Source organism: Streptomyces sp. NPDC020489 (assembly GCF_044386545.1).
In the GTDB taxonomy this organism is placed as follows: domain Bacteria; phylum Actinomycetota; class Actinomycetes; order Streptomycetales; family Streptomycetaceae; genus Streptomyces.
This window is the reverse complement of the sequence record NZ_JBIRUZ010000005.1, coordinates 424045-440363: the sequence shown is the minus strand read 5'-3', so window position 1 is coordinate 440363 and position 16319 is coordinate 424045. Positions and strand designations below refer to the sequence as shown.

The window sequence follows — 16319 nt, the reverse complement described above, 5'->3', positions numbered from 1 at the left end:
TGGGTGCCCTGGGGCATGACTGGTGATTCCACGGATGACCGGCTTCCGGTTGGCTCCTACGTTGTTCACCGCCGGATGACTCGTGTCACGCCGGGCGACCGCGCCCTTCCCGCGGCGGTCGCCGCCAGGCCCGCGGGCGCCGGAACCCTCACCCTCGAAGGAGCCGTGATGAGCGACGACCCTGAGACCTTCCGTCCCCCGAGCACCCCGCACCCCCGCCACCGGCGCCGCCGTTTCGGGCGCCTCGCCTCCGGCGCCGCCACGGCCGCGGCGCTCGTCGGCCTGCTGACCTCGCAGACCGGGGGAGCCCAGGCGGCCGAGAACCCGTACGAGCGGGGCCCGGCGCCCACCCGGGCCAGCATCGAGGCCAGTCGGGGCCCCTACGCCGTGTCGCAGACCAGCGTGTCGCGCCTCGCGGTGAGCGGGTTCGGCGGCGGCACCATCTACTACCCGACGAGCACCGCCGACGGCACGTTCGGGGCCGTCGCGGTGTCACCGGGCTACACCGCCTACCAGTCCTCGATCGCCTGGCTCGGCCCGCGGCTCGCCTCCCAGGGCTTCGTCGTCTTCACGATCGACACCCTGACCACCTCCGACCAGCCGGACAGCCGAGGCACGCAGCTGCTGGCCGCGCTGGACTACCTGACCCAGCGCAGCACGGTCCGCGGCCGCGTCGACGCCTCACGCCTCGGGGTGATGGGCCACTCCATGGGCGGCGGCGGCACCCTCGAAGCGGCCAAGTCCCGTCCCTCTCTTCAGGCCGCCATCCCCTTGACCGCATGGAACCTGGACAAGACCTGGCCGGAGGTCAGGACACCCACCCTGGTCGTCGGCGCCGACGGTGACACCATCGCGCCCGTGGCGACGCACTCCGAGCCGTTCTACGCGAGCCTGCCGTCCACCACCGACCGCGCCTACATCGAACTGCGGGGCGCGACCCACTTCACCCCGAACTCGTCCGACACGACGATCGCGAAGTACAGCATTTCCTGGCTGAAGCGGTTCATCGACAACGACACCCGCTACGAGCAGTTCCTCTGCCCGCTCCCGGCCGTCAGCCTGTCGATCGCCGAGTCCCGCGGCAACTGCCCGCACACCTCCTGATCCCCGGCCCCGGGGTCCCACACGCTGTCGCCGTCGCACGGTCGTTTCCCGGCCGCGCGGCGGCGACAGCGCCGTCATGCCCGCTGTGGGTGCGACACCACGGGGTCGGGGCGGTCCGTGAGGTGATCTACGGCTCCGAGTGGGCACCCGCACAGGTGGCCCGTCTCCGCCGGTCAGGTGACGGGGTCCGCCTGCGCGGCGGGCCGGACCGCACTCGGCGGCGGGGCGGGCACGATGCTCGACCAGGTCAGCGCCGACCTGCGCGGCAACCTCGCCCCCGACACCAGCCCACCCCGCACCAGAGGAACGCCATGACATCGACCAGCCCGTCCTCTCCCCGCGGCACCGCCCTCCTCGCCGACCCCCTGCTCAACAAGGGCACCGCCTTCAGCACCGAAGAGCGTGCCGAACTCGGCCTGGACGGCCTGCTGCCACCGGCCACGGAGACCCTGGAGGAGCAGGCGAACCGCGCGTACGAGGCACTCCTCGGGTACGACAAGCCGCTCAACCGGCACATCTACCTGCGGCAGTTGCAGGACACCAACGAGGTCCTCTTCTACGCCCTCCTCACCCGGCATCTGGAGGAGCTGCTGCCGATCGTCTACACCCCGACGGTCGGCGAGGCCTGCCGCCGCTTCAGCGAGATCTACCGCAGGCCGCGCGGACTGTTCCTCACCTACGAGGACCGGCACCGCTTCCGCGAGATCCTGCGCAACCGGCCGGGCCGGGACGTGGACGTCATCGTCGTCACCGACGGCCAGCGCATCCTCGGCCTGGGCGACCAGGGGGTGGGCGGCATGGGCATCCCGATCGGCAAGCTCAGCCTCTACACCGCCATCGGAGGCATCCATCCGGCGCGCACCCTGCCGATCCTGCTGGACGTCGGCACCGACAACGAGGACCTGCTGGCCGGCGAACACTACCTCGGCCGCCGACGCCACCGAGTCACCGGCGCCGAGTACGACGAGATGATCGAGTCCTTCGTCGACGCCGTGCGGTCCGAACTCCCCGGCACCCTGCTCCAGTGGGAGGACTTCGCCACCCCCCACGCCCGCCCGATCCTCACCCGCTACCAGGACCAGCTGCTCACCTTCAACGACGACATCCAGGGCACGGCCGCCGTGGCGCTCGGTGCGCTGACCACCGCCACCCGGGTCGCCGGAGCACGGCTGACCGACCACCGCGTCGTGGTCCTGGGCGCCGGATCGGCGGCGATCGGCGTCGCCGACATGATCCGCACGGCACTCGTCGGCGAAGGCCTCACCGAACAACAGGCCGCCGACCGCTTCTGGTTCGTCGACATCGACGGCCTGCTGGTGCGCTCCCGCACCGGGCTCACACCGGAGCAGCGGGTCTACGCGCGCGACGACGAGGAAGTACGACCGTGGGGCGAGGGCGCCCACGACCTGGGCAGGGTCGTCGACGAGGTGAAGCCGACGGTGCTGATCGGACTGTCCACGGCGCACGGCGCGTTCACCGAGCAGATCGTGCGGAGCATGGCCGCGCACGTCGACCGGCCGGTCATCCTGCCGCTGTCCAACCCGACCTCGCACGCCGAGGCCGACCCCGCCGACCTGGCCCGCTGGACCGACGGCAGGGCGCTGATCGCGGCGGGTTCGCCGTTCCCGCCCCTGAAGCTGGGCGAGCGTGAGGTGCCGGTCGCGCAGGCGAACAACGTCTATGTCTTCCCCGCCGTCGGCCTGGGCGTCACCGCGTGCCAAGCCACCCGGGTCACCGACCGGATGATGGTGGCGGCGGCCCGCGCCGTGGGGGAGTGCGCGGTGCGCGCCGGCGACGGCGACGCGACCCCGTTGCTGCCCCCGCTGGCCGGCATGCGGGACGCGGCCCGCGAGATCGCGCTGGCCGTGGCGCAGGCCGCGGTCGAGGACGGCGTCGCCCCCGAGGCCACGGAGGACGAACTGCGCGAAGCCATCGCGCGGACCCAGTGGACCCCGCGTTACCCGTCCTGACACCGCCGCGCACCCCCGGCGTGGATCCCGTGCCGGGCCGTCATGGGATCCCGCCGACCGCGCCAGGCGTGGATCCTGTGCCGGGCCGTCATGGGATCCCGCCGACCGCCCTCTACGCGTCGACGCGCACGCCCAGTTGATCGGCCACGCTGCTCAGGGCCGGCCCCAACGGCAGCGCGACGCGGGTGAGGGCGTGTCGGTCGCCTCGGGTGGGGTCCCGGTTGACGACGAGCACCGGCTTCCCGGCCTCGGACGCCTGGCGGACGAACCGGAGCCCGGACATGACGGTCAGCGAGGAGCCCAGGACCAGCAAGGAGGTTGCCTCACGGACCAGGTGGCGGCAGTGCTCGACCCGTGCCGCGGGGACGGCCTCGCCGAAGAACACCACGTCCGGCTTGAGGATGCCGCCACAGCGCAGGCAGGGCAGCACGCGGAAGTCCCCGACCTGCGCGTCGGTGAGGTCGGCGTCGCCGTCGGGGTTGATTCCCGCTGCCACCGGCTCGAAGCCCGCGTTGGCCTCCTCCAGACGCAGGGCGAGGTCTTGGCGGGAACCGACGGCACCGCAGGACAGGCAGACGACCCGCGCCAGGCTGCCGTGCAGCTCGACGACGTCCGGGGTGCCGGCCAACTGGTGCAGGCCGTCCACGTTCTGCGTGATCACGCCCGTGAGCAGCCCGGACCGTGCGAACGCCGCCACCGCCCGGTGCCCGGCGTTCGGGCGGGCACGGCCGAAGGTACGCCAGCCGAGGTGGCTGCGGGCCCAGTACCGGCGGCGGGCCTGGGCACTGGCGGTGAAGTCCTGGTAGGTCATCGGCGTGTGCCGACCGAGGCTGCCGCCCTCGCCCCGGTAGTCGGGGATGCCCGACTCCGTGGAGATGCCCGCACCGCTGAGCACCAGCACACCCCCGGCCCTCAGGGCGTCGACGACCGGCGCGAGATCCGTGGTGCCGGGCGGCAGATCCTCGTCGGGCGTCCAGCTCAGAGTGGGGCGCATGCGCATGCCGCCAGGGTACGGAACCCGCGGGCGCACCGGCGTCGTGCCCGGGAGGACGCCGCCGGACCGTGTGCGCCGCCCGGGAGAGGGTAGATGGTGGTTTGTCCGGAGCTGCCGCCGGGGCGGTGGCCCGACCTGCGAGGGCCGGGGATCCGCTCGGGTGGCCCAGGGGCACCGGGCGCGGCGAGCGGTGGCGCGGGCAGGAGGCGAAGGACGTGGTGGAGCGGGCCGCGGTGGCGTCGAGGCTGATGCGGCTGATGCAGGACAGCCACTTCGTCACGCTGGAGAAGCTGCCCGCGCTGATCGCCGGGCACTGCGCCGAGGTCGGGCTGCATGACGTGACCGTGTTCGTCGCGGACCTCCGGGAGACGGTGCTGCGCCAGCTCACCGGCGAGGGGCGGACCGCGGGGGAGGGCGGGCAGGAGTTCACCGTGCGGGGCACCCTGCCGGGGCAGGCGTACCAACGGGTGGACCTGCTCGCGCAGACGGACCACGGGGCCGGCGGCCCGCAGCCGCGTCGGCGCTGGTGGGTGGCCGTCACCGACGGTGTGGAGCGGCTGGGTGTGCTGCGTGCCGACACCGAGACCGACGACGAGGCCACCCGTGACGCGGTGCGCGATCTGGCCTCGATGACAGCCCTGCTCCTGTTGAGCAAGCGCTCCTTCAGCGACTCCCTCGCGCGGCTGGTGCGCACCGAGCCGATGAACGTGGCCGCCGAGATGCAGTGGAACCTCACCCCGCCGCCCGCCTTCGCCGGGGCCGAGGCCACCGTCGGCGCGGCGATGGAGCCCGCCTACCAGATCGGCGGCGACGCCTACGACTACGCCGTGGCGGGCAGCGTCCTGCACCTGGGCGTCTTCGACGCCATGGGCCACGACACCACCGCCGGGATCACCGCCAACGTCGCCGTGTCCGCCTGCCGCAACGCCCGCCGCCAGGGCGCCTCCCTGGCACAGACCAGTCAGCATGTGGAGGCCACCCTCGTCGAGCAGTTCGGAAGCAGCCGCTACGTCACCGGCATCCTGGCCGACCTCGACCTGACCACCGGCCACCTGACCTGGATCAACCGCGGCCACCACTTGCCCGTCCTCATCCGCGGCAACCGGTGGACCACCGAACTGGTCTGCCCCCCAGCCGGGCCGATGGGCGCCGCCCTCGGACTTCCGGTGACCGAGTGCACCGAGCAACTCGAGCCCGGCGACCGTCTGTTGCTGTACACCGACGGCGTCATCGAGGCGCGTGACTCCCAGGGCAGGCAGTTCGGCCGGGACCGGTTCGTGGACTTCGTCCTGCGCCACCATTCCGGGCGGCGCACCTTGCACGAGACCCTGCGGCGGCTGATGGCGGCCGTGCTGCTCCACCACGAGGGAACGCTCGAGGACGACGCCACCGTACTGCTCACCGAATGGCGCGGCGCCCATCAGGAGAAGCTGACGCCGTGACCGTGTGCCGGAGCGGGGCCGGTCAGTGCACCAGCAGGTCGATCAGGCCCGTCAGGTCCTCCTCGCCGCTGCCCTCGGCCAGGCGGCGCCGCATCAACGCGAAGTAGGGGCTGAGCAGTTCGGTGCTGACCCCTTGCTGCTCCGCCGTGCGCAGGAAGGTCGGGATGCCCGCGACCTGCATGGCGAGGTTCGAGACGACGCCCTTGGTGTAGTCACCGCTGCGCAGCTGGTCGGCGGTCTGGTGCACGGCGGGGGCCATCGCGACCAGCCAGTCGGCGAGCAGAGGGGCGAACGTCGCGGGGTCGACGTCCTCCTTGCGGATCAGGGCGAAGGCGTGCGCGGCCCCGGCGAACATGCCGTACATGGCGCTGAGCAGGGCCACGTCGTGCAGGGCGGCGAAGCCCGCGTCCTCGCCGACGTACCTGGTGCCCGCGGGCACGCGCAGCGTCTGCTCGTGCTCCTCGAACAGCTCCCGCGATCCGCTGTAGAGGACGTAACCACCGGGCTGCGCACCGCCGATCATCGGGGGAACGGCCATGATCCCGCCGTCCAGGTAGCGGGCGCCGCGCGTCCGGGTCCACTCGGCGCGGGCGCGGGCCTGGGCGGGGGTGCCGGTGGTCAGGTTCACCAGGTCCTTGCCGGTCAGGTCGGTGCCGGTCAGCACGTCCTGGACTGAGGGGTCGTCCAGCAGACAGACGACGACCAGGGCGTTGGCCGCGACCGCGTCGGCCGCGCTCTCCGCGACCGTCGCCCCCTCGGCGGCGAGCGCCGCGGCCCGTGCGGGCGTGCGGTTCCAGACGGTGAGCGGGTGGCCGGCGGTGAGCCAGGTACGGGCCAGTGCGGTGCCCATCGCGCCGAGGCCGAGCAGGGTGAGGGACGTCTTCTCAACGGGGTGGTGTGTCATGCCGATTAGGCTGGTCGCAGGCCCGGAGGTGATCAAGTACGTACTTCGGAGTGGGTGGTTACCCCGGGGTGAGCGAGCACGTCGGAGGGGTGGGGGCATGACGACGCTGAACCGGCCCGGCGCACCGGACGGACACGTCTGCGGGATCGACACCGCGATGGAGGTGATCGGCGGCAAGTGGAAGGTGCTGATCCTGTGGGCGCTGCACGAGCATCCCCACCGCCGCTTCGGCCAACTGCGGCGACTGCTGCCGGGGATCACCGAGAAGGTCCTCGCCTCCCACCTGCGGGAGATGGAGACGGACGGGGTGGTGCGCCGCGTCTCGTACGAGGAGGTGCCGCCTCGCGTCGAGTACTCGCTGACGGAGGACGGCGTACGGCTCAACGAGGCGCTCCAGCCGCTGGCCGCCTGGGGCCGCGAGCGGCCGGCCCCTCGCTGACGAGCCCGGCCCGGACCCGTCCGCCGGCTGTGCGAGCCCGCGCCTACCGCGCGTCGCTCGGGCGGCCGAGGAAGCGGAGGAGTTCTTCGGTGAAGCCCGGGTCGAGCAGTGCTCCCAGATGATCGCCTGCCACCAGGCGCAGTGTGGCGCGGGGGACGGCCGCCGCGAGGGTCTGGGGGCGGGCGGCGAAGGGGTCGTCCCGTCCGGCGATGACGAGCGTCTCCGCCGTGATCGCGTGCAGCGGGATGGGGTCGCCGTGGGCCGCCGACGCCTGGGCGGCGAGAGCGAGCCGGTCGGCGCCGAGCGAGTCCGCGAAGGTCCGGAACGCGGCCGCCGTCTCGTCCGTGATCGACCTCGGGTCGTCGGTGCGCAGGGCGTGCTGGAGCGCGCCGGGGGCGATGACTCGGGTGTCCACGCCACCGCGTTCGACGACGGCGCAGCCCACCCCGCCGACGACGAGACGGCGTACCCGGGCATCGCGGGTGGCGGTGATCAGCGCGACGATCGCGCCCATGGAATAGCCGACGAGATCGACCCGGGACTCGCCCAGCAGGTCGATCAGGGCCGTCACGTCCCGCGCCATCCGGGCCTCGCCGTAGCGGGCGGGGTCGTGGGGTTTGCCCGAAGCGCCGTGCCCGCGGGCGTCGATGGTGGCGACGCGGTGCCCGCGGGCGACCAGCGCGGCGACGATGCCCGGCGCCTCCCAGTTCGTCGCTCCCGAGGCGATGAAACCGTGGTGGAGCAGCACCAGGGGCCGCCCGGAATCCTCCCCTCGGACGGCATCCCGCTCCCAGACCCTGTACGCGATCTCCGTACCGTCGTCGGCGTGAAAACGCTGCATGTCCCGGCCCTTCCAGGCGGCGGTGGACCGGCCGGCGGCGCGAGTGGGTGTGCCGTCGGCCGGTCCCGACTCGTCAGGAGGCGACGAAGTCGGCGATGTCGCCGAGCACGGACGTGTCGGTGAGGAAGCCGATGTGGGTCTGGCAGGCCACGGGATGGTTGGTCGCGCCGTCCAGCCGGGTGCTGGTGTACGGAATGATGATGCCGTCACACGGCGAGTACCAGGTGGCGTACCTGGTGCTCCCCGGTGTCTCGTCGCCCGCGGTGATCTGGCCGATGAACGAGGAGCCGGGGTACATCTGCTGACAGGTCGTGTAGATGAGACAGGCGCCGGCGTAGGTCGTCCCGTGGTTGGCGCCGGCGATCGAGGCCAGGTGACTGACGTTGGTGTTGCCGCCCAGGACCTTCAGGTAGTACTGGCTGACGAGCCCGCCCATGGAGTGGTTGACGAGGGCGACCTTGCTCGCGCCGGTCCGCGCCTTGACGTTGTTGACGAAGGACGCCAGCCCCTGCGCGTTGGTGACGTTGTTGCCGTAGGAGTTGTACTCGTAGGCGAACAGGTGGGAGCTCGACCAGCCGTTGAGCCGGAAGACGCTCATGGCGGTGGTCCAGTTCGACGCACTGCCGGTGTACCCGTGCACGAAGACGACCGGGGTGCTGGTCGACAGGACTCCGCCGGCCGCGTCGGCGGCCTTGACCGAGGCGACGGTGGTGGCGGTGGTGTCGGCGGCACCGGCCGAGGTGGCCGAGGAGAACAGGGCGAGTGCCGCGGCGACGGCCGCGACGGCGCCGGTACGTCGACGTGCTGAACGACGGCTCATGGAGCCCTCCCAACAGGGGTGCGGGTGCTTGACCCGACCAGAGTCGGCGCGCGGCTCGCCGCTGACATCAGCGGAATCACCAGTCACCGCACCCGGTCGAACACCGGCGGCGGCGCCAACTAGGCTCCCGCCCATGAGTGAGGCAGACGGAGGCCCTGGCAGACGAGTCGTCGACGGGCGCTTCGAGTTGGAGGGCCGCCTCGGTGGCGGCGGGATGGGCATGGTCTGGCGGGCCCGCGACCAGGTGCTGCACCGACTGGTGGCGATCAAGGAGGTCCGGCCGCCCGACCGCGACCTGGCCGAGTACGACCCCGAGGCCGCGCGGATGCTGCGCGAGCGTGTGCTGCGCGAGGCCAGGGCCCTGGCCAGGATCGACCATCCCAACGTCGTGACCATCCACCACATCGTCGACGGCGGCGAGGGCACCTACCCGTGGATCGTGATGGAGCTGGTCGGCGGCGGCTCCCTGGCCGACCGGCTGGCCCGGGGACCGATGCCCCCGGCCGAGGCGGCACGGATCGGCCGCGGGGTCCTGGCCGCGCTGATCGCCGCGCACGAGGCCGGAATCCAGCACCGCGACGTCAAGCCCGCCAACGTGCTGCTGCGCCAGGACGGGCGCCCCGTCCTCACCGACTTCGGCATCGCCGCGATCCGTGAGGCGACCAACCTCACCGTCACCGGGTCCCTCATCGGCACGGCCGACTTCATGGCGCCCGAGCGGATCTCGGGTCAGGAGGGCGGGCCCGCGTCCGACCTGTGGTCACTGGCGATGATGCTGTACACCGCCGTGGAGGGTCACCACCCGCTGCGCCGGGGCACCACCCTGGCCACCCTCGCCGCGGTCCTCCACGAGGAGGTGCCGCCGCCGGTCCGGGCCGGAGCGCTGGGCGACGTCCTGATGCGTGTACTGGTGCGGGATCCCTCGGCGCGCCCGTCCGCCGCCGCCCTGGACCGGGAGCTGGCCGTGATCGAGGCGGCGCCCACCGGTCCCGCGCACCCGCGCGACGAGCCCACCTCCTATCCGCTGCCCGCACCCGCCACGCCCGCCCTTCCCGCACCGGGGACGACGGCGCCCCAGTCGGTGGCGGCCCCGGTGCGCCCGCCACGCCGGGGGGCTCCCGGGCGCCCTGCCCTGCTGGCCGTCTCCGGTATCTCGCTCGTGGGGGCCGCAGCCCTGCTGTGGTGGTTGCTGCCGCTGGGCGGCGGCGGTTCGGCCGACCTCAACACCGGTTCGCCGACGACGACTTCGGCTCCGCCGCCGACCGCCTCCTCGGAGCCCAGGAAGACGCCGACCCAGACCGAGACCGAGACCGCGAGCGGGAGCATGCTCACCCCCGCGAACATCCGCATCGCCATCAAGGCGCTGGAGGAGGAGAGCGGCCGGAAGAGGTTCGGCAGGTTCTCGGTCTACCCCGAGTACGTGACGGCGCAGGTGATGGTGGAGGGCAGCGACACCGCCTACGAGACGTACGACTACCGCCCGGGACGGGGCGCGGAGAAGGGCATCATCGACGGCACACTGATGAGCGGCTGGGAACCCTTCACCGTCGAGAGCTTCAACTGGGACAGCGTTCCGGGGCTCCTGGCGGAGGCGGAGAAGAAGCTGAACGTCAAGGATCCCGAGACCCGGTATGTGCTGGTCCGGCAGCCCGACGCCTTCACCCCCGGGTTCGGGCTGTCCGTCTACCTGTCGGACAAGTACCACCGCAGCGGTTATCTGGAGACCGACAAGCAGGGCAAGGTGCTGGACGTGCACCCGGCGGAGGACTGACGCCGGGCCGCGTCCGGCCGTCGGCTCAGTAGGTGAGCGCGTCCTCGGCGGAGCCGAAGAAGCTGGTGACCTGGCCGTCGTTGACCGTGACCGGGCCGCCGCCGATCACGACGGTCGTGGGGGACTCGGCGGGGCTGAGGGCGATCTCGACCTGGTCGGCGCTCTTGCCGCCCTCGGTGTCGGCGCGGGAGAACATGATCCCGGCGTAGGCGCTCTCGCCGGCCTTGAGGATCCAGTCCTTGCCCTCGGGGCCGGCGTGCTCGGCGGCGCCGTCGAGGCCCGGGATCGTGATCACCAGGTCGTTGGCGGGCAACAGGCACGGATCGGTGCCCTTGTTGGCCGCGGTGAGCAGGGCGTGGTTGACGGGGCTGGAGGCGACGGTGACCTTGTAGGTCAGGTCGGCGGTCTCGCACATGCCCACCCCGCCGTCCTGGTCGTCCTCGGCGCCGGGATCCGCGGACGGGCTGCCTTCAGCACTCGGATCGACCGACGCGGACGGGTCGGCGTCGGCGGAGGCGCCGCCGTCACTCGGGTCCGCCGTCGTGGGCGCCTCGGAGCCCTGGCTGGTGGCGGAGGGAGACGGGCCCGCCGCGTCCTCCGTGTCACCGTTGCAGGCGGTCAGGGCCATGACGCCCAGTGAGAGTGCCACGAGCGCGGCGGCGGTCCGGCGTGAGCGAGCGGTGTGAGCCATGAGAAGTCCCCCGGGGAGTTGGAATGTCGCGGTGATCCTGCCTCACCGGAGCCGCGCCGCGGCCCGCTGACGCCGACAGAGATCCATCTCCGAACAGCCTTGTGACAATGTGACGGTGGGGGAGACGAGGGATGAGGCGCCCGGCCGGTCGCAGCCCACCGGACGGCGCCCCGCACACGAGGTGCCGCGTCGGCGTCGTCCCGACGGCCGTCCGCGCCGGGGCCGGGTTCAGCCGGGGAAGCGGCCCGTCGAGCGCAGGTGCCAGCGTCGTTCCGCGTAGGCGAGGTCGTCGCGCCACAGGCGTCCTGCGGCGGCCCGCATCAGGGGACGCAGCACCGGCCCCATCCGGCGCGCCACGGCGAACCCGGGCCGGTCCGAGGTGGCCACGACCGCCTCCACCACCGCCGTCCGGGGTCTGCCGTGCTCGTCGGGGCCCAGGGGGGTGGCGTGGGTCTCGACCACCGATCCCGCGCCCTCGCCCCGGGTGATGCGCATGAGGACCGTACGCGGCTCGGGTGCGGTGAACACCGCTCGCACCGGCACGACGAGGCGTCCGGCGACCTTGAAGGACACGTCGACGGTGAACCCGTCCTCGTCCCCCGCCCCGGTGGGGCCTCCCTCCTGCGGCGCGGTCGCGGGGACGACGTCGAGGTCGACGAAGGAGTACGGGTGGAACCAGGCGCCGTGCCACGGGTCGAGCCGGTTGGCCACGACGTCCTCGGGTTCGCAGGTGCCGACGCCGACGTACACCGCCGAGACCGCTCCCGCCGGAGCGGGCCGTACGGGCACCACGGGGGCGTCCAGGGGTGGCTCGCCGCCCACGTCGTCCAGGCGTACCCACACCAACACCCCGTCGTCGTGCACGGGCAGGGGCTCCCAGCCCGCGAACGCGGTGCCCCGCAGGCCGAGTCCGTGCCAGTGGCAGACGAGGGTGCCGCAGCGCACCGGGCTGTCGCGCAGCGGCGCGCCCAGATGCGGGCAGACACCCGGACCGGCGACCAGCCGGCCCTCGGCGTCGCGCCAGACGACCACCTCCTGCCCGGCGATCGTCCGGGCCAGCGGCCGGTCGCCGGGCACGGCGGCGGTGGCGCCGACGACGTACCAGTTGCCGGACGGCCGTGCCTGCGCGCGCTTCAGGGCGCGGGCGATCAGGGCTGGGCGCGCCTCACGCCAGATGGGGCGCTGCCGCTCCCAGGCGACGGCGTTCCGGCGCAGCGACAGTGGCTGTCGTGCGCGGCGGACGGGACGCTCGCGGCGGCCGTCCGAACGGTCGGAGTTCACACGACCTCCTCGTGCAGTGCGGGATCCTGGACGGGGGACATGAGTGACACGGGCGGCACGGGTCGCCCTGTCCGGGGTCGCCGACGCGCCGTGATCCTGGCGGCCGTCAGCCGCACCGCCCCGTCGACCGCCACCGCGGCACGCCGCCGCCGGGGCACCACGGCCCGGCGGTGCAGCACCGCGTACCCGTCGTCCGCGATGGCGTCCAGGATGCCGCCGTACAGCACGAAGGCCGTGCGGATGCAGGGGCGCGCGACCGGGTCGAGCATCGCCAGGCCGGGCGCCGCCTCGCGGTAGACACCGCGGGTGAGGTCCTCGGCGGCGCGGAACGCCTCGGTGATGCGTGGGTCGCGGCGACCGGTAGCGCGGCTCCAGGACAGCAGGTCCCGGTGGACGCCGTGGGCGCCCAGCAGGTCGGCGGGCAGGTAGACGCGGCCGCGGTCGAGGTCCTCGCCGACGTCGCGCAGGAAGTTGGTGAGCTGGAAGGCGACGCCCAGGGCGGCGGCGTAGGGGGCGGCCTCCTGGCGTGGGACCACCGTGCCGAGGACGGGGAGCATCTGGAGGCCGATGACGGCGGCGGAGCCGTGCATGTACGCCCGTAGGTCCTCGTAGGTCGGGTAGTCCGTGACCTCCAGGTCGCTGCGCATGGCGGTCATGAAGTCGCTGAAGTGGCGGTGGTCGATGGCGTGGCGGCGGGCGGTGTCGGCGAGTGCCAGGACCACCGGCTCGGTGCCGTCGCCGTCCCGGAGGCCCTTCTCCAAACGCCTTTGCAAGAGGGCCAGTTCGCTCGCGCGGCGGTGCGGTGGAACGCCCGGGTCGAGGGAGTCGACGATGTCGTCCGCCCAGCGGGCGAAGCCGTACAGGGCGTGCACGGCGGGGCGGCGTTCGACGGGCAGCAGCCGGGTGGCGAGGAAGTAGGTCCGGCCGTGCCGGGCGTTGAGCCGGCGGCAACGGGTGTAGGCCTCGCGCAGCGCCGGGTCGGTGATGCCCGCCGCGTCGAGTTCACGGCCGGTCATGGGGTGGGTCCCTTCGAGAGAGCCGAGGTGGTACGGCGGGGGAGGGTGGGCGTGTGCCGTCCGGTGATCCGGGCCGCGGCGAGCTTGCCGGACAGCAGCACGGTGGGCACGCCGACGCCGGGGGTGGTGCCGCAGCCGGCGAGGACGGCGTTCTCGGTGCCGCGGACGAGGTTGCGCGGCCGGAACGGGCCGGTCTGCGCGAAGGTGTGGGCGGCCGAGAAGGGGGTTCCGGCCGCGTGTCCCTGGGCCTGCCAGTCGGCGGGGGTGACGAGGGTTTCCTCCTGCACGGCGTCGGCGATGCCCTCGAAGCCGCGCCGCTCCAGCTCCCGCAGCAGGCTGTCGCGGTAGCGCGGCCCGAGTTCGGACCAGGTGGCGGCGTCGGGGCCGATGGCGGTGTTGGGGCACGGGGCGAGGACGTAGTGGAGATGGCGGCCGGGCGGGGCGAGGGACGGGTCGGTGGTGGTGGGGCGGGTGATGAGCAGGGACGGATCGCTCATCAGCCGCCCGGTACGGGTCAGTTCGTCGAAGGTGCGCCGCCACCGCGCCCCGAAGGACAGGGTGTGGTGGGCGAGTTGCGGCCAGGTCCGGTCGGTGCCGGCGTGCAGGACGACGGCCGACGGCGCGTATCGCAGCCGCGCGGGCCGGCGTGGTGTGTGACCGAGCAGGCGATAGGCGGCCGGCAGGTCCGCGGTGAGGACCACGGCGTCGCAGGCGATGCGCTCCTGGTCGGTGACGACGGCGGTGACGCGGTCACCGGCGCGCTCCAGCCGGGTCACGTGCCGTCCGAAGCGGAGGTCGGCGCCCGCGTGTTCGGCGGCGTCCGCCATGGCCTGCGGCAGCGCGTGCATGCCACCGCGCGGGAAGTACACCCCGGCGACGGTGTCCATGTAGGCGATCACGGCGTACGCGGCGAGCGCCCGCTCCGGGGGGACGCCCGCGTACAGCGCCTGGAAGGAGAACACCCGGCGCACCCGCTCGTCGCGCAGGTGGCGGCCGATCCGCGCGTCGAGCCGCCCGAAACCGCCGAGCGCGGCGAGCCGGGCCAGGTCGGGGGTCAGCAGGGAGAAGGGCGAGTCGAAGTTGGCGTCGATGAAGTGGCGCATCTGGACCCGGTACAGCTCCGTAAGCCACCGGCGCAGCCGTCGGTAGCCCGCGGCCTCCCCGGGGCCGGCGAACCGTTCCAGTTCCGCCTCCATCGCCTCCGAGTCGGTGTGCACGTCGAGGCCGCTGCCGTCGGCGAAGAGGGCGCGGTAGGCCGGGTGCAGGGGGATGAGGTCCACGCGGGCACGCAGGCTGTCGCCGACCGCCGCGAAGGCCTCGTCCGCGAGGTCGGGCATGGTCAGCACGGTGGGGCCGGTGTCGATGCGGTACCCGTGCCGCTCCAGGCGTCCGGCCCGGCCGCCGGGCAGCGGGTCCCGCTCCACGAGCGTCACCCTCCGGCCGGCGCCGAGCAGATGCAGGGCGGCGGACAGACCGGACAGGCCGGCGCCGACGACCACGACGTGGTCGGTGGGTCCGGGAACGGTTCGGGTCATCGGGCGGCTCCCTCGACGGCGGGGACCGGGAGCAGAGAGAGGGGCAGGCCGTCCTCGGCGCCCGGCCGGTCGGGTGCGGGCGGGGGAGTGGCGGACGAGCCGGCCGTGGCGAGGAGCAGCTCCCGCAGCGGCAGGTGGCCTTCCGGCTCCAGCCGGGCGGACTCCAGATGGCGCAGCGCGTGCCCGGCGAGCCGGTCGATCCTGGCCTCGACGATGTCCCGCGCGCCCGTCGCGACCAGCACGTCACGGACCTCGGCGAGCCGGCTCTCGGGTAGGTCGGCGCGTCCGAGCGAGCGGCGCAGCACGGCGAGGCCGTGACGGTCACCGGCCGCCTCGGCCCGCGCGTGCGCCACCGCCACGAGGTAGGTCGGCTTGCCCGCCCGGATGTCACCGCCGACGGGTTTGCCGGTGCGCCGGGGGTCGCCGAAGACGTCGGTGAGGTCGTCGCGCAGCTGGAAGGCGATCCCGACGCACCGGCCCGCCGAGCACAGGGCCCGGGTGCGTGCGTCGTCCGCGCCCGCCAGGGCCGCGCCCAGCGCCAGGGGCCGTTCCACCGAGTACAGGGCGCTCTTGAGGCAGGCGGCGCGGATCGCGCGGGTCAGGGAGCGTGCGGAGGTGGCCTGCCCCTGGAGGTCGAGGTACTGCCCGGCGACCATCTCGGTGCGCATGACGCTCCACAGGTCGCGCACCGCGCGGACGCGGGGCCCGGGTGCCTCCAGGGCAGCCACGATGTCGTCCGCCCAGGCCAGGGCCAGATCCCCGGCGAGGATCGCCGCGGCCTCCCCGAACCGCGCACCGGCCGCCCCGGGCACGCGGTCGGCGTACTGGGCGGCGAGGTCCGCGTGCAGGGCGGGCCGTCCGCGCCGCACCCGGGAGCCGTCCATGACGTCGTCGTGGACCAGGGCGCAGGTCTGGATCAGCTCCAGCGCGGCCCCGACCCGCAGGGCCGCCTCGGTCTCCGCGGCGCCGCCCCCGCAGGCGCGCAGCGCCCACCACACGAACCGGGACCGTATGCGCTTGCCACCGTCCAGGGTGAAACGCGCCAGCCGCGCGGCGAGGTCGCGGCCGAAGTCGGGGTCGAGGGCGGCGGCTCGCTCCACCCGTTCGGCCAGCACGCTGTCCAGCATCCGCCCCACGGCCGCGGACACGTCCGCGTCGACGGCGCGCGGTCCCCCGCCGTCCTGCGGGAATCGGGCGGGGACGGGACCGGGGCCCGACACTGTCGCGGCCACGGGGTGATCCTTCGCCTCGATCGGGCGCATCCCGGTTCCTCTCCTCCTGCTCGCGCATCGTCTGACGGAAGACCTTCCGCGCCGGATGCCTGCTCGGATGCGCTGTCAGGGTGGTTGTGGGCGCTTGTCGGCCATCGGAGTGCCGCCCCGCGCCGGACGGTACGGCCGCAGATGCTGGACGGGCGGTCCGTGGGCCGGTCGGCGCGGCCGCAGATCCTGACGGGCGGATCGTGGCGGGATGGTTTTCTCTCGGCTCACCCGACTGCCTGCATCCGCGTC

At 73.5% G+C, this 16319-nt stretch carries 15 protein-coding genes; 6 read left to right on the top strand and 9 right to left on the bottom strand.

The window, feature by feature from the left end; all coding sequences use genetic code 11:
• The first annotated feature begins 168 nt into the window (after nt 1-168).
• The 3 genes from ACH41F_RS15950 to ACH41F_RS15940 all read left to right on the top strand — a co-directional run bounded on the left by ACH41F_RS15950 (nt 169) and on the right by ACH41F_RS15940 (nt 3074).
• A complete protein-coding gene (locus ACH41F_RS15950) occupies nt 169-1104 on the top strand; it encodes an alpha/beta hydrolase family protein (protein ID WP_391230902.1) in 936 nt (311 codons plus the stop codon).
• Between the two features lie 177 nt (nt 1105-1281).
• Entirely contained in the window at nt 1282-1419 is a 138-nt protein-coding gene (locus tag ACH41F_RS15945; RefSeq protein WP_391230903.1) for a hypothetical protein, read from the top strand.
• Complete coding sequence (locus ACH41F_RS15940; protein WP_391230904.1) at nt 1416-3074, top strand: oxaloacetate-decarboxylating malate dehydrogenase; 1659 nt, start codon at nt 1416-1418, stop codon at nt 3072-3074. Before ACH41F_RS15945 ends, ACH41F_RS15940 begins: the two co-directional genes overlap by 4 nt.
• Before the next feature lie 112 nt (nt 3075-3186).
• Here the strand turns inward: ACH41F_RS15940 and ACH41F_RS15935 are convergent, their stop codons facing one another.
• The gene (locus tag ACH41F_RS15935; protein ID WP_398835990.1) at nt 3187-4074 is read right to left on the bottom strand and encodes an NAD-dependent protein deacetylase; all 888 of its coding nucleotides are present in this window, start codon (nt 4072-4074) and stop codon (nt 3187-3189) included.
• A gap of 242 nt (nt 4075-4316) precedes the next feature.
• Between ACH41F_RS15935 and ACH41F_RS15930 the strand changes: the two genes are divergently transcribed.
• Entirely contained in the window at nt 4317-5510 is a 1194-nt protein-coding gene (locus tag ACH41F_RS15930; protein WP_398836392.1) for a PP2C family protein-serine/threonine phosphatase, read from the top strand.
• Nucleotides 5511-5532: 22 nt separating this feature from the next.
• On the opposite strand, the gene ACH41F_RS15925 is transcribed toward ACH41F_RS15930, so the two are convergent.
• A complete protein-coding gene (locus tag ACH41F_RS15925; RefSeq protein WP_398835987.1) occupies nt 5533-6414 on the bottom strand; it encodes an NAD(P)-dependent oxidoreductase in 882 nt (293 codons plus the stop codon).
• 97 nt (nt 6415-6511) lie between these two features.
• On the opposite strand from ACH41F_RS15925, the gene ACH41F_RS15920 reads away from it, so the two are divergent.
• The gene (locus ACH41F_RS15920) at nt 6512-6853 is read left to right on the top strand and encodes a winged helix-turn-helix transcriptional regulator (protein WP_391230907.1); all 342 of its coding nucleotides are present in this window, start codon (nt 6512-6514) and stop codon (nt 6851-6853) included.
• Between the two features lie 43 nt (nt 6854-6896).
• Here the strand turns inward: ACH41F_RS15920 and ACH41F_RS15915 are convergent, their stop codons facing one another.
• Entirely contained in the window at nt 6897-7694 is a 798-nt protein-coding gene (locus ACH41F_RS15915) for an alpha/beta fold hydrolase (RefSeq protein ID WP_398835982.1), read from the bottom strand.
• A 73-nt stretch (nt 7695-7767) separates the two neighbouring features.
• Entirely contained in the window at nt 7768-8514 is a 747-nt protein-coding gene (locus tag ACH41F_RS15910) for an esterase/lipase family protein (RefSeq protein ID WP_398835980.1), read from the bottom strand.
• A gap of 133 nt (nt 8515-8647) precedes the next feature.
• On the opposite strand from ACH41F_RS15910, the gene ACH41F_RS15905 reads away from it, so the two are divergent.
• A complete protein-coding gene (locus ACH41F_RS15905) occupies nt 8648-10285 on the top strand; it encodes a protein kinase (RefSeq protein WP_391230910.1) in 1638 nt (545 codons plus the stop codon).
• Nucleotides 10286-10310: 25 nt separating this feature from the next.
• Here the strand turns inward: ACH41F_RS15905 and ACH41F_RS15900 are convergent, their stop codons facing one another.
• The 5 genes from ACH41F_RS15900 to ACH41F_RS15880 form a co-directional block, all read right to left on the bottom strand.
• Complete coding sequence (locus ACH41F_RS15900) at nt 10311-10976, bottom strand: DUF4232 domain-containing protein (protein ID WP_391230911.1); 666 nt, start codon at nt 10974-10976, stop codon at nt 10311-10313.
• 228 nt (nt 10977-11204) lie between these two features.
• Entirely contained in the window at nt 11205-12257 is a 1053-nt protein-coding gene (locus ACH41F_RS15895; protein WP_398835977.1) for a DUF5914 domain-containing protein, read from the bottom strand.
• Nucleotides 12254-13273 carry a phytoene/squalene synthase family protein gene (locus tag ACH41F_RS15890; protein ID WP_398835974.1) on the bottom strand — a complete coding sequence of 340 codons (1020 nt, stop codon included), beginning with the start codon at nt 13271-13273 and terminating at the stop codon, nt 12254-12256. The genes ACH41F_RS15895 and ACH41F_RS15890 overlap by 4 nt, the downstream gene beginning before the upstream one ends.
• Entirely contained in the window at nt 13270-14808 is a 1539-nt protein-coding gene (locus ACH41F_RS15885; protein ID WP_391230914.1) for a phytoene desaturase family protein, read from the bottom strand. The genes ACH41F_RS15890 and ACH41F_RS15885 overlap by 4 nt, the downstream gene beginning before the upstream one ends.
• Nucleotides 14805-16070, bottom strand: a complete 1266-nt coding sequence (locus ACH41F_RS15880) for a polyprenyl synthetase family protein (RefSeq protein WP_391230915.1) — start codon at nt 16068-16070, stop codon at nt 14805-14807. The genes ACH41F_RS15885 and ACH41F_RS15880 overlap by 4 nt, the downstream gene beginning before the upstream one ends.
• Nucleotides 16071-16319: the final 249 nt, after the last annotated feature.